This window comes from Demequina pelophila (assembly GCF_000971175.1).
GTDB lineage: Bacteria > Actinomycetota > Actinomycetes > Actinomycetales > Demequinaceae > Demequina > Demequina pelophila.
In genome coordinates, this window is sequence record NZ_BBLY01000007.1 from 1 (window position 1) to 13,380 (window position 13,380).

Genomic DNA, 13,380 nt, shown 5'->3' on the forward strand with positions numbered 1-13,380 from the left:
ATCAGTCCGAAGTATCCCCTCATGACGACGTTGCTTCCCCTCGTGCCACAGGCGCCACATCGTTCGGTCGGCGCGCAAAGGCTCGCCCGTGTCCGCGAGCGCGGACACGGGCGAGCCTTGGAATCGTCTACAGCAGGTAGCTGTACTTGCGAGCGAAGCCGCCGAGGGTGTCGCCGGCGTCGTGCCCGCTCTCCTTCGCCCGGTCGATGGCGGCACGGACCTCTGCCGCTTCGGCGTCGTCGATGAACGGCATCACCTTCGACTGCAGCTCTGACACGTTCTTCTGCACCGCCGGATCGAGCGAACTGGCCGCGCGCGGCTCCGGCTCGGCGAGCTTCCCGCTATCAAGGGCATCGGCCGATCGCTTCGCGATGGCGGCAAGCTTTCGTCGGTCGACCGATGCGCCGAAGGACACCACATCGTTGAGCAGCTCGTTGCCCAGGCTGTCCTCGGCGCCCACGTGCAGGATGCCGTCCACGTCGTAGCTGTACGTGAGGTCGAGGGAGATCTCCCCCATGGGCTGCGGTTCGGGCAACGAGATCTCCCACTCCTTGAGCACCACGTTGTCCTGATCGTCGAGCGGCTTTGCCGGGTCGCCTTCCATGACCTTGACCATGACGGCCTCCTGGTGATCGACCACCGGGAAGAACGTCTCCGTCACTCGCGCAGGAAGCTTGTGGTTGCGCGGAATCAGCTGGGAGAACACCAGTCCGGAGCTAGGGTCGAGGCTGACCGTGCCGAGAGCATGCTCGGTCGAGACGAAGAAGTCGCGGTCATCGAGGTCGCCGGAGAGGATGGCCGATGCGACCGCGGCACCCTCCGCCACGGCGGTCATCGGGTCGACGCCGGCGGCGGGGCCGCGGTCGAGCAGTTCCGACACGAAGTTGCGCACTGCCGGAACCTTGCAGGTGCCGCCCACGAGGACCAGAGCATCGATGTCGGAGTTCTGAAACCCCAGGTCGCTCAGGCACTGCTCGATGGGCTCGCGGACCCGCTCGATCTGCTGGCGCACGGCCTTCTCGAACATGACGCGCGTCACCTGGCGGTACTCGCCGCCCGGGATCGGGATGCTCACCTGCTCGACCTGCGAGAGCATGATCTTCGCGCGCTCGATGTCGAGGCGGAAGCCCGCGCGGTCGCCGGCCGACCAGTGGGACGCATCGGCGACGGTGTCGAGCACCAGTCGCGACAGCGCGGTGTCGAAGTCGAGCCCGCCCAACTGCTGGATCCCCTTGGACGCCTGCTCCATGAAGACGCCCTCGATGTTGCGCAGCACGGTCACGTCGAGCGTGCCGCCGCCCCAGTCGACCACCATGAGGGTCTCCTCGGCCGCGGCGTTCATGCTGTACGCCATCGCCGCGGCCGTGGGCTCGTTGATGAGCGCCTTGACCTGGACGCCCGCCATGCCGGCGGCCAACTTGGTGCGGTGGCGCGCGATGCCGCGGCTGTTGGCGGGGATGGTGACCACGGCCTGATCGAACGCCACGCCCTGACCGGCGCTCGCGCGCTTCAGGTGGCCGAAGATCATGGTCGCGATCTCCTCGACCACGTATTCGACGCCGTCCACGTCGGCGACCTCCTCGGCACGCAGGAGGCGCTTGACCGCGGCCAGCGAGCCGGGGCGCTGCTTGGCGGCCCATCCGAAGATCGGCTCGTCGGCGTTGCCACGACCGAACACCGTGGGGAGGACGCGGTCGAAGCCGAGCGTCGCCCAGGAAGCCGGGGGCTCGTCGATCGCGAGGACGTCGGTGCGGCCGCCCGCAAACTGGGACACCACCGAGTTGGTGGTGCCGAAGTCGATGCCGATGCCCGCCATCACTTGGCCTTCGCCGTGTTCTCGTCGGACGTGATGGTCTCGGCCGCCTCGTCCAAGGCCGCGACGGCCTCCGGAGCTGCGTCCTCGGCGGGGGCCACGGCGACCTCCGGCTCGACCGTAACAGCGGGCGCAGGCTCAACTACGGGCTCTGGGGCCGACTTCTTCACTGCCCTCAGTCGTCCCTGGCGCACGAGTTGGCCGGTCGCGGTCACACGATACGCGGGGACCTCGACCTCGGCCTCCTCGCCCGCAGGGATTGTCGACTCGAAGGCGTGCGGGTCCCCAAAATCCTGGACGCGCTCCACGCCGGCCTGCAGCAGCCACTGGTCCACGAGGTTGCCAAGGTCCTCAAGGCTAGCGCCTCGCTGCAGCGCCGCGTCGATCTCTGCGATCTGGGCGACGTGCGCCTGACGCGCCGATGCCGAGGCCACAACCTGCTTGCGCAGTCCCTCATACGCCTGCGAGGACATCGATGTTCCTGGATCCCGAACCACGAGTGCGGTGTGAATCAATTCCACCTCGCGCTCGAGTTTCTTCACGAGTTCGTGAGTCTCCTTGGCCCTGCGTCCGAACATGGTCAGCCTTTCGTATCGAAACTGTGGAGAGTGGGAAGGGGACTGGTCTCTACGGTGCGGCGAAGCCGCACTGCGGCCTCAACGATCGCGCGCGCCTTGACCGCCTCAATCTCGCCCGGGGGGGTCGGAGGGGTCTGGCGTGCCATCGGTTGCGGAGCCGGATTCAGGCGGCCGACCGCAGCGGGGATCTCGTAGACGCTGGGATCAGCGGGCATTCGGTAGTGGTCGATGGACTCGTGCGGATCTTCGAGGTCATGCTCGATCGCGTGCAAGGCGGCATTCAGGTCCTCGATCTCAAAGGGTGCATCCGCCATCCGGCGAAGCCGCCGCGAGGCCTTGGCGAAGGCCCGCGAGGCCTCCCGCTTGGTGACGCCAAACGGCACCCCGAGGATCAGGTAGGGGTTGTGCTTGCGCTCACTCATGGCCTCAACCTCTCCAACTCGGTCTTCATCTCCTCGACGCGAGCCAATACGCGTCCGAGGTGGGAGCGAACCATGTAGTCGTCGGCCAGAGGCATGAGCTTGGTCAGTAGCCTCCTCGTGTCGTTGACGAACTCCAGCAACGGATCGCGCATCTCGGACACCGCCTGCCAGTTCACGTTGTAACGCGGGATGCTGCGCACCATACTGACGAGCATGGTGTACGGGCGCGAAATCTCGTCGAGCTGCGAAGCGCGGCTCACCACGTAGGCCCGCGCGAGGCAGTCGCCCGCTCCGTCCACCAGGCCCACAAGCCGGGCTCGTTCGTCCGAACTCACACGATTCAGTTCGCGCTTGGAATCCGACACGAAATCAATGAATCGGAGGTTCGGCTCGCCCTCGTCCAGGCCCATCGCGATCGAGGCGACGGTGAGGCATTTGAGCGCAATCCGCTGGTGCGGCTCCATCGGCAGGTTCGCGTCGATCACCGTCAGCCCAAAGGCCGCGGCGCGCAACTCACCTGCGTCCTCGAGGAGCACCTGGATCGCCGCGTCAACCACCTGGTCGCGCTCCCGCGCGATCCATTCTTCCGGCGCTGGCCCTCGCAACTCCGCGCCGAGCGCCTTGAGGAAGGCTTCGGGCCCCCTCGCCCGAGCCTGGTACACCCGCACGGCAGGTGTATTCGCGTTGCGCCCGAACGAAGACTCGGGCTGTCGGCAAAGCCATGCATCGTCCTGGTTGGCGAGGACGTTGAGGATGTTCCGGTATCGCTCGGCAGGGAGGTCCTCCTTGATGAGCGGGCGCAGGGCTCCCGCGATCTCCGCGGGCAGGCTTGCCTGCTCGCTGTCGTCCCAGATCTTGCCGTCGTCGTTGAACCACAGCATGAGTGCGCGCTCGGCGGCGATCGCCCGCTGGTGCGCGGACGGCGCCTCGGTCGCGAGTTTCACCAGGTGGCGAGCGGCGGATTCGTGCTCGAGCGCGGTGGCCACGACGGCGGCGTTCACGACGAGCGCGTCCGTGTACTCGCCTTCGAGCGCCGTGTTGAGCGCGCCGAGCGCGGACTCGGGCTCGCCCTGGAGCCAGAGCGAGCACGCGATGATGTTGAGCAGTTCGTCGCGCACGGCCTCGCGCCGCGCGACCCCGAGTCCGGACCGGGCGATGGCGCGAGCGTCATCCCAATGCCAATCGAACAGAGCATCCGAGGCTCGACGGAGCGCGGAAAGCTCGGCGTACTCGACCTGGATCGGCTCGGCAGCACGCAGGGTTCCGCCGGCGATCCCGCGCTCGATAAGCATGGGCCAGAGCGACCTATCGACGAGCACACCCGTGGGCGGATGCGCGTCCGAGGGCCCTCGCGACTCTAGGACCTGCACTGACCGGATCAGGGGGTCTTCACTGAGGTCGTCGAGCGATCCCCCGGAGGCGAGCGTGCGGAGGTCACGTATCGCGTCGACGGCGTTGGGCGCAAGCGCGGCATCGGCCGAGCTGTCTCCCGCCAGATGCCGCCTCAGCGCTTCCGCGTGGAACCTCAGTGACACGACCTGGTCGCTGGTGAGTTCCTCGGGCGCCGTCCGCGCCCGCACGTACGTAGCGAGAGTGGCGGCCGCGCGCCGCTCGGCCGTGCCCGCGTAGTGGACGACCTCGAGCGGAACGCCCCGCTCAATGAGGTCATCGACCATCCCAAGGGGCCAGTCGTGCTCCACCTGGACCGTCGGGCCGTCCGAAGTCGCGTGCGCATGCGCGGCGAGGAGCCGTCCGGCGGGTCCGACCTCCGCAAGCCAAGGTTTCGTCGCTACGAGTCGGAACTTGCGCGCGACTTCGCCCGCTACTGGAGCGAAGGTGTCTGCCACCGAGTGCGCCATGTCCTGCAACACGGCAAGCGGATGATCTCCGGGCTCCCCACAGTCCGCGAGCAGCGCGAGGCTCCTCGCCTCGGCAGCTTCGAGACCGTAGCGCAACGCGATCGTAGCCCGCACTCCAGCCGGGGATTTCGTGTCCGCGACGATCTGGCGCGCGAGATTGCGGGCACGATGCTCGTCACGCTCGCCCCGCAGGAACTCGTACTTGACGCGCCACGGGTCAATCGGGACGCGGGCAAAATCCCCGACGGTCAGATTGAGCGCGCTGGCGTCCAACAGGAGCCCCACGGCCTCCCCCGGCTGCGTGAGGAGCCACGTGACGTACTTGCGCAACTCGTCGTCAACCGGTGGCGTCAGCCAGCCGCGGTGCTTCAGCTCGCGGTGTGCGACCGTCAGCCGACCGGCTCGCGATCGCACGTCCGGCGACGGGACGACGGCGTCGGCCCTCTCCGCCATCTTCCTGAGCGGGATGGACCCGACCTCACCGGATTCCCACAGCACGGTCGCCAACTCGCCCCCGTCGAGCACCACCGCGCGCCGTCTCCACAGGCCCTTGCGCGGCCACATGATGCATCCAACGACGGAGGGCGGTGGCTCGACGCAGATCTGCAGCGGCACCGCCTGGCGAACATCTGTCGTCACTCGAGCCCCCTCGCCTCGCAGACCGCCTCGGCGCGGCTTGTCGTCGCCACCGTATCGGAACTAACTGCAATAACTGCCCCTCCCAAGGAGCCTTGTGACCAACACCTCAGAGCGGCTGCGCGGCGGTCCCGGGGCCCCTGTCCCCCGTCGCCGCCGCGACCGGGCCGTAGCATCGGCCTCACCCCCGCCACGCACCCTGGAGACCCCCCATGCCCGGCTTCGCCGTCATCGACCTGGAGACAACGGGCTTCGCCTACAAGTCCGCCGACCGCATCTGTGAGATCGCTGTGGTCCAGCTTGACAAGGACGGCCGCAGGGAGGACGCCTACACCACGCTGGTCAACCCGCAGCGCGATCTGGGCGCCCAGCACATCCACGGCATCGACGCCACAGACACCCGCGTCGCACTGACGTTCGACCGCATCGTCGGCGACCTCACAGGACTGCTCGGCGGCCGCACCGTGGTGGCGCACAACGCGTCGTTCGACGTTCGCTTCCTCGCCGCCGAGTTCGGGCGAGCGGGCCTCCCCGTGGCCCTGACACCGGACGATGCGGTGTGCACGATGAAGCTGGCACGGCAGCTCGGCCTGCCGGCCAAGCTGGGCGACGCCTGCCGCCACTTCGGCATCCCGCTCGACGGCGCGCACGCGGCGCTCAACGACGCCGAAGCGACCGCGCGGCTCCTCGACCGCTACCGCGCACTGCCCGAGGTCGCCGAGCAGTGGTCGGTCTTCGCCGGCCTGGGCGCCGGCGTGCGCTGGCCCGGCGCGCCGGTGCACGCCACCGCCCCCGTGCGCCGCGGCGCCACGCGCCCGGGCAGTGGCCTGCTCGAGTCCGTGGTCGCGGCGTTCGACGCGTCGCGCGCGGCCCCCGGCGAGCGCGCCTACCTCGAGGTCCTCCAGCGGGTCCTGCTCGACCGCAGGATCACCGTCGCCGAGCAGCGCGACCTGGACCGCGCCGCGGCCGCCGCGTCCCTGCGACCCGCCGACCGCGCCCGCCTCCACCGCGCCTACATGCTCTCCGTGGTGGACGCCGCGTGCGACGACGACCTGCTCACCGTCGACGAGCGCGCCCACATCGTCCAGCTCGCCGGTCTCCTCGACCTCGCCGACCTCGAGGTCGAGGCGCTGCTCGCGCACGCCGGCGCGCACGTCACCACCGTCGAGACTGCCCGGGCGCTGAACCCCGGGGACCTCATCGTCTTCACCGGGCTCCCGGCAGCGGACAAGGCGCGCCTGACCGCGATCGCCGAGGCGCGTGGCCTGGTGGTGTGGCCCGGCGTCAAGAAGGGCGTGGCCGCGGTCATCGCGCAGGACCCCGGGTCCAACTCCGGCAAGGCCCGGAAGGCACGCGATCTTGGCATCCCCGTGATGGGGGCCGATGCGCTGGAGGGCGCCGCGCGGTAGGCGCGGATAGGTGCTGTCAGACGTCCCAGACCTTGTCGGGATCGTCGAGCGCGGCGCGTACCTGCACCGGGTCGTGAAGATCCTTGAACGGGCTGGCTGCCGCAAGGGTGGTGATCGAGCCGAGAATCTCAGCCACGTTGCCGCCACCGTCCGTCATGGCCTTGTCGAGCGCGGCGAACAGGTTCTCGAAGTTCTTCTCGCGCTCGTCAAAGCTACGGTCAAGGTAGGTGAGGAACAGTTCGCTGCGCGCGTGAATCTCGGCCAGTGCAACCTGCTTCTGAGCCTCGATCACGTCGCGCTTCGTCTGCTCGGCTTCGCGCACCTGCGCGTACTCCTGCGCGGCGTCGACGATCGTATTGAGAACCGCGAGCGCTTCGAGGGCCGAGTGCGGTAACGCGCCGCCTGCGCCCTTCTTCGGGATGATCTGACCCTTGCTCATGCGGCGTACTTTAGCTTGATCTTCAGCGATTCCTGGCTGGGACGCCCGTCGACATCGACAACAGGCGTGCCCAGGATCTTGCCCAAAGCGGCCATCAACAGGGCTGTCCGCTGGAAGTCGGCGAGGTGCGCTTCCGGATCGAAGTCCAGTCCGGCAAGCGCTTCGAGGCTCGCAAGGGCGCGCGCGTTCATCCGATCAAGCACGTCTTCAAGCTCTCCGATGCGCACCTCCACCTGTCGGAGGAGCGCTTGCTTCGCTTCCATCTCGGCAACTGCGACTTCGACGTTGGCCTCGATCTCCTTGGCCTTGGTCTTCGCCTTCTGCCCCTGCACCCCGACGGCGAACCCGCCGATGAGCGCTGCGGGCGCGGCCGCGATTCCCGTGAGCATGAGCCCGCCCAGGGCCACGCCTCCGCCGCCAGCCGCGATGGATCCGCCTCCCAGCCAAGCCAATGTCGCGCTCTGCGCGGCGGCGCCGGACAAACCGGAGATCGCCGTGCCCGTGCTCGCGGCGGCGAACGACGTCACGCCCCACAGCGCGCCCTGCTGCATGGCGACCGCGCCAGCCGCAGCGCCCATGCCTCCCTTGAGGAGTGTGACGCTCTCGACCACACGCGCCTTGAGGTGGGGAATGTCGGGCTGCTCGACCTCGACGCCGTCCACGGTCGGCCTGCCGATGAGCCGGACTTTCTTCTCGTTCGCCTCGAGCCATTCGACCCAGCCGCCGAGCGTCGCCTTCTGGATGCGCAGCTGGCGCTTGCCGTAGGCGCCCGCGACAGCCTGCACGCGAGCCTCCTCAGCACGGAAGATGGTAAGGCGCGCCTCGTGGGTGCGCTGTGCCGTGCGAACCGTGTCCTTGGCGGACTTCATCTTGATGCCGCCGTCGATGGCGGCGCCCCCTCCGACAACCGCACTGACGCCGATGGCAACGGCCGCGACAACTACTGGCAAAGGCATTCAGATCTCCGCTCGGCTCAATGGCTGTGCCGCACACCGGCGTGGGCGTTGCCATGCGCACGAAGCCTACTGGTGCGCGACACAGTCAAGGACAAGCGAAGGCCCCGGTGACCTCGAGCCCCGGCCATCGGGATCCCTGGGCGGATCCGGCGTGGGGTGGTGAGTCCAAGTCGCAGCGGTTTCCCCTCCGCCGCGTTCACTGATGCAGAGGGATGGAGCGCTGGGAGGTCGGGAGCCAACCGGAGAGTGCTCACTTGTTCACTCAGCAAGGCAGGAAGCCGATAGAGTCTGAGCCCGACACGATGTCGTGCCGAGACCAGGATCCCCGAAACTCGCCACGAGACGAGACCCGAGAAGGCCCGATGAGCGCAATGATTCCCGAGATCCTGCGTGCCGAAAGCACCGCCGTCGCAGTCGGCATGGTGCGCAGGTACTTCGGCAAGACCCCTGAGCCGGATCCGACCCTCAAGGAGAAGCCGGAGCCCTATGACGGCGCTTCATTCGAGACGCTCGGCGGGAACTGGAACGACTCAGCGCACGCAAACACGATCACGGCGGGGGATCTCCTCGCCCTATCCGCTCTGTCGGTGTCGGTTTCGGGCAAGAGCGCGATCAAGATCATGAGTAGCGACTTCCTCGCGGAGGCTGAAAGCCTGCTCGCACACGTACCGGCCGACGTCTCGATCAGCGACCCGAGCGCCGACGCCCTCATCCAACGCAACGGGTATGCCGACCAGTTTTGGGACCTTCTCCAGACAGTCCCGGGATTCGGCCCCACACGCACGAGCAAGTTGATCGCTAGGAAGCGCCCGCTCCTGCTCCCGGTCTACGACTCTGTCGTACGGGACGTCCTCGGCCTCAAAGGCCCCAGGCACCACTGGACAAGAATGCGCGAGATCATGACCGCCGACGGCAACTCGGTCGAGACGCGCGCGACTGAGATCCGAGACGAGGCCGGCGTCGACCCCATCGTCACTCCGCTTCGCATCGTCGACGTGATCCTGTGGATGGAGGGCAAGGCGCACCGGAACTAGTCCGAGCGCCACGCCTCTCGAGCGGTGCTAGGAACCCCTGCAATTGCCTCGGCACGCTGCCGCGCAAACCCGAACACAAAGGAGTAGTCGGTTGGAAGTACCGTTTGACTCGCTCAGCCGCGGGCAGAGCGCCCGCCTCGTGTATCAAGTTACGGGAGGCAATGTCCCGGTCGGGAATCCAACCGAGATCCGGTTCAAACTACCGGCGGCAGGCGAGGACGCGGCCGATGCGCAGGCATCGAACTCACCTGCTGCGGGGCTCCTCACGGCCGCGGGAGCGGCAGGACTCTGTGACCTGGGGTTCGGGGCCGGCACGAACCTGCTCGATGCCGAAGCATTGGCGGTGGTCCGCCAACTCGGTGCGAACGTCGAGCACGTCTGGGCGCCGTTCGCCGTGCAGATGCAGAACCTTGGCCTTGTGGCCGAACACTTGGGCCCACTTGATGTCGCTGAAGCCGAGCAGGGACTTCGGTCAGCGTTGAGGACCAACTTGGCGGAGGCCGTCACCTCGGACGGTGTCAACCTGACCGCATTCAAGCCGGTCCTGGACAGCGTCGAGGCCTTCACCGAATCGCTCGAGATGTTCGGATTCGGCATGCCGGCCAACCTTCGCCTGTCACCCGACGTACGGGGCATGCTCTCGACCGTCTGGTACCTAGTTCACGGCGCACAACTCGCGTGGCTCGCAGAGCACAACATTGCGGTGGGAGCCGATCCGGAGCACGTAAGGGTCCACCCGCTCGACCAGGCTGTCAGCTTCCTTGTGCGACGGCTCTCGCTCTCGACTGTCGAATATCTCCAATTGCTGCGTATTGTCGCCGATGCGCCTGAGGACTTGATGGAGCCGTTCTCCGAGATCTTCGCCGACTCCGGAGCCGCAGCGAAGGTTCGCTTCGCCGAGTGGGTGCACGAACGACTGGTGGAGCCGATCTCTTTCACGCTCGCGCGATCGAGCATGATCTCCTTCCGCCTGGCGCACGACATCGACCCTGTGTTCGAGGGCCTCTATGACGACGCTGACTTCAGCAACGCGCAGGCCTGGATCACGGACTATCTCCGGGCGTGGGTCATGTCGGATGCGGGCCTGATCTACCGCACGCAGACAATCCTCGAGATCCAGCAAGATGCGGAGTTCTGGTCCTCGCTGGCGGTGCAGGACGGCCACACCCCGTGGACCGAAGCGAATCTGGCCTTGTGGACCTAGGCCTCGCCGTCCTCGGGCGAGTCCAGTGATGGGCTTGGCCGCCCCGCTGTCACACCCCCCTGACACCATGTGTCACGCCAGGCACCAAGCCCGGCATCGCTGAGGGAAGCAGAAAGTACAGTGACATCCGTGAGCACCGCCGCGCCCGACCAGACTCAGACCAGCACCACAGACCTGAACGTCGCCCCGGGCTCGACAGTCGTGGTCAGAGACGAGGAATGGCTCGTCACCAACGTCACCGAGACCTCCGACGGCCCCCTGGTCCACGTCCAGGGCCTCAGCGAACTGGTCCGCGGCACCACCGCGCAGTTCTTCGCCTCCCTGGACCGCATCACGCCGCTCGATCCCCACGAGGCCAAGGTCACCGCCGACAACAGCCCCAAGTACCGCGACTCCCGCCTGTGGGTCGAGGCGATGCTCCGCAAGACGCCCGTCCCCATCACCGACACATCACTGAGCGTTTCCCCGCACATGCTCGCGGATCAGCTCCCCTACCAGGCCACGGCCATCCGCCAGGCCCTCGACCCCGACAACCTCCGCCCGCGCATCCTGCTCGCGGACGCGGTCGGACTGGGCAAGACCATCGAGATCGGCATGATCCTGTCCGAGCTCGTCAGGCGCGGCCGCGGCGAGCGCATCCTGATCGTCACCCCGCGCCACGTCCTCGAGCAGATGCAGCACGAGATGTGGACCCGGTTCGCCCTCCCCTTCGTCCGCCTCGACAGCGCCGGCATCCAGCGCGTCCGCCAGAAGCTCCCCGCCACGCGCAACCCCTTCACGTACTACAAGCGCGCCATCATCTCGATCGACACCCTCAAGTCGGACCGCTACCTCGCGCACCTGCGCAACCAGAAGTGGGACGCGGTGGTCATCGACGAGTCGCACAACCTCACCAACTCCGGCACCCTCAACAACCGCCTCGCGCGCACGCTCGCGCCCACGGCCGATGCGCTGATCCTCGCCTCCGCGACGCCCCACAACGGCAAGATGGAGTCCTTCGCGAACCTCATTCGCCTGCTCGAGCCCACCGCGGTCCGCCCCGACGGCACCCCCGACGCCGAGGAGACCACGCGGCTCCTCATCCGCCGCCACCGCAACTCCGACGAGGTCGCCGGCGTGGTCGGCGCCCAGTGGGCGCCGCGCAAGGACCCCCAGCACCAGCTGATCCCCGCATCGGCCACCGAGAACGCCGTCGCACAGGAGCTCCAGGACACCTGGCTCCACCCGAGCACCGGCCGCAGCCCCTACTCCGGCCAGACCGACTCCCTCTTCGGCTGGACCCTCGCCAAGGCGTTCCTCTCCAGCCCCGTGGCACTCGATGCATCCATCACTGACAGAATCAAGAAGCTCCGCGACCAGCCCGGCGACGCCGCCGACCAGGAGCGCGAGGCCCTCGAGCGCCTCCAGGACCTCAACGACCCGAGCACCGCCAAGAGCGCCAAGTACGACGCCCTGGTGGCCTACCTCATGTCCATCGGCGTCAAGAAGTCGAGCCCGATGCGCGCGGTCGTCTTCGCCGAGCGCGTCGCCACCCTGAACTGGCTCGCCGAGCACCTCCCCGAGAGCCTGGGCCTCAAGGCCGAGGCGGTCCAGGTCATGCACGGCGGCCTGTCCGACGAGGAGCAGATGCGCCTCATCGAGTCCTTCAAGCAGGAGTCCTCCCCCATCCGCGTCCTCGTCACCGGCGACGTCGCCTCCGAGGGCGTCAACCTCCACGCCCAGTGCCACGAGCTGGTCCACTACGACGTCCCGTGGTCGCTCATCCGCATCGAGCAGCGCAACGGCCGCATCGACCGCTACGGCCAGCGCCACTCGCCGCAGATCACCACGCTGATCCTCGACCCCACCTCCGAGCAGTTCAAGGGCGACCTCCGGGTCCTCCGCCGGCTCCTCGAGCGCGAGCACGCCGCACACCAGGCGCTCGGCGACGTCGCCTCGCTCATGGGCAAGTTCAACATCGGAGACGAGGAGGAGACGGTCCGCAAGATCCTCGCGGGCAAGGTCGAGGAGGACGATGCGGTGGTCACCCCCGAGGTGGCCGTCGAGGTGGATCTGATCAGCCAGATCCTCAACCTCGGCGCCGGCGCCCCCGCGGCACCGACCGCGCCAGCAACGCCCGCGACCGCCACCCCCTCGTACCTCTACTCCTCCACGCTGGACTACCTCCGCGACGCCCTCGACGCCGCGTTCCCCGACAAGTCCGCCGCCCTCACCGACCGCCCCGGCGAGGGCGGCGTGAAGTGGCGCGAGTACAAGAACGACGGCATCGTCGAGTTCGCCCCGCCGCGTGATCTGCGCCAGCGCCTCGACGCCCTCCCGCAGACCTACCTGAGCGACCGCGACGTCAAGACCACCTTCAAGCTCGCCGTCACCGACGCCAAGGGCAAGAGCGAGCTCGCGGCCGCACTGGCGGATTCCAAGGGCTCCAGCTGGCCCGCCGCGCACTTCCTGGGCCCCCAGCACCCCGTGGTGGACTGGGCGACCGACCGCGCGCTCGCCAGCCTCGAGCGCAACCACGTCTACGCGATGCGCGGCGACGTCGACTCCCCCACCGTGCTGCTCATCGGCACGCTCACCAACAAGCGCGGCCACGTGGTCGCCGCCAGCCACATCGCGGCCTCCCGCCTCACCCCCAGCGCGCCCCAGTGCATCGTCACCCCGTACCGCAGCGCCCTGGAGATGCTCGAGGACGCCGGCGTCACCCACGCCCAGTCCAACCCGGGCGCCATCACCGGCGCCGATGCGCTCCAGCCCCTGGTCCGCATGGCCGTCCGCGACGCCAGCGCCAGCCTGGAGAACCACCTGGACGCCGCCCGCCAGGCCACCACCGAGCGCGTCGAGCGCTGGGCCGGCCGCGCCACCGCGTGGGAGCGCGAGGCGGACACGCTCGCGCAGCGCACCACCGTCAAGACATCTCGCACCACGGTCCGCGAGGTCGAGCGGATGATCGAGGAGATGCGGCCCGACCGCTACCTGGTCCGCCCGCTGCTCGTGGTGGTGCCGCAGGACTTCTCCGAGGGGGACATCTGA

The 13,380-nt window shown here is 68.1% G+C and carries 10 protein-coding genes; 4 read left to right on the forward strand and 6 right to left on the reverse strand.

The features are described 5' to 3' along the window. Positions 1-127: 127 nt before the first annotated feature. The 4 genes from AOM03_RS10585 to AOM03_RS10600 are packed head-to-tail and all read right to left on the reverse strand — an operon-like array spanning position 128 to position 5,236. Positions 128-1,816 carry an Hsp70 family protein gene (locus AOM03_RS10585; RefSeq protein ID WP_062381171.1) on the reverse strand — a complete coding sequence of 563 codons (1,689 nt, stop codon included), beginning with the start codon at positions 1,814-1,816 and terminating at the stop codon, positions 128-130. Further along, positions 1,816-2,391 carry a hypothetical protein gene (locus AOM03_RS10590; RefSeq protein WP_062381173.1) on the reverse strand — a complete coding sequence of 192 codons (576 nt, stop codon included), beginning with the start codon at positions 2,389-2,391 and terminating at the stop codon, positions 1,816-1,818. The genes AOM03_RS10585 and AOM03_RS10590 overlap by 1 nt, the downstream gene beginning before the upstream one ends. A gap of 2 nt (positions 2,392-2,393) precedes the next feature. Beyond that, on the reverse strand, positions 2,394-2,813 hold the full coding sequence (locus AOM03_RS10595) for a hypothetical protein (RefSeq protein ID WP_062381174.1): 420 nt from the start codon (positions 2,811-2,813) through the stop codon (positions 2,394-2,396). Beyond that, the gene (locus tag AOM03_RS10600; RefSeq protein WP_062381176.1) at positions 2,810-5,236 is read right to left on the reverse strand and encodes a hypothetical protein; all 2,427 of its coding nucleotides are present in this window, start codon (positions 5,234-5,236) and stop codon (positions 2,810-2,812) included. Before AOM03_RS10600 ends, AOM03_RS10595 begins: the two co-directional genes overlap by 4 nt. 284 nt (positions 5,237-5,520) lie before the next feature. Between AOM03_RS10600 and AOM03_RS10605 the strand changes: the two genes are divergently transcribed. After that, on the forward strand, positions 5,521-6,717 hold the full coding sequence (locus tag AOM03_RS10605; RefSeq protein ID WP_062381178.1) for a 3'-5' exonuclease: 1,197 nt from the start codon (positions 5,521-5,523) through the stop codon (positions 6,715-6,717). 16 nt (positions 6,718-6,733) lie between these two features. Here AOM03_RS10605 and AOM03_RS10610 read toward each other — a convergent pair whose 3' ends face one another. Beyond that, positions 6,734-7,156 carry a hypothetical protein gene (locus AOM03_RS10610; RefSeq protein WP_062381180.1) on the reverse strand — a complete coding sequence of 141 codons (423 nt, stop codon included), beginning with the start codon at positions 7,154-7,156 and terminating at the stop codon, positions 6,734-6,736. Further along, positions 7,153-8,112, reverse strand: coding sequence for a hypothetical protein (locus tag AOM03_RS10615; protein ID WP_062381182.1), 960 nt, complete (start codon positions 8,110-8,112; stop codon positions 7,153-7,155). Before AOM03_RS10615 ends, AOM03_RS10610 begins: the two co-directional genes overlap by 4 nt. A 362-nt stretch (positions 8,113-8,474) precedes the next feature. Here AOM03_RS10615 and AOM03_RS10620 point away from each other — a divergent pair, with 362 nt between their 5' ends. The 3 genes from AOM03_RS10620 (at position 8,475) to AOM03_RS10630 (ending at position 13,380) form a co-directional block, all read left to right on the forward strand. Beyond that, a complete protein-coding gene (locus tag AOM03_RS10620; protein WP_062381184.1) occupies positions 8,475-9,146 on the forward strand; it encodes a DUF6308 family protein in 672 nt (223 codons plus the stop codon). 91 nt (positions 9,147-9,237) lie between these two features. Further along, positions 9,238-10,350, forward strand: a complete 1,113-nt coding sequence (locus AOM03_RS10625; RefSeq protein WP_156157721.1) for a hypothetical protein — start codon at positions 9,238-9,240, stop codon at positions 10,348-10,350. Between the two features lie 129 nt (positions 10,351-10,479). Further along, positions 10,480-13,380, forward strand: coding sequence for a DEAD/DEAH box helicase (locus tag AOM03_RS10630; protein WP_156157722.1), 2,901 nt, complete (start codon positions 10,480-10,482; stop codon positions 13,378-13,380).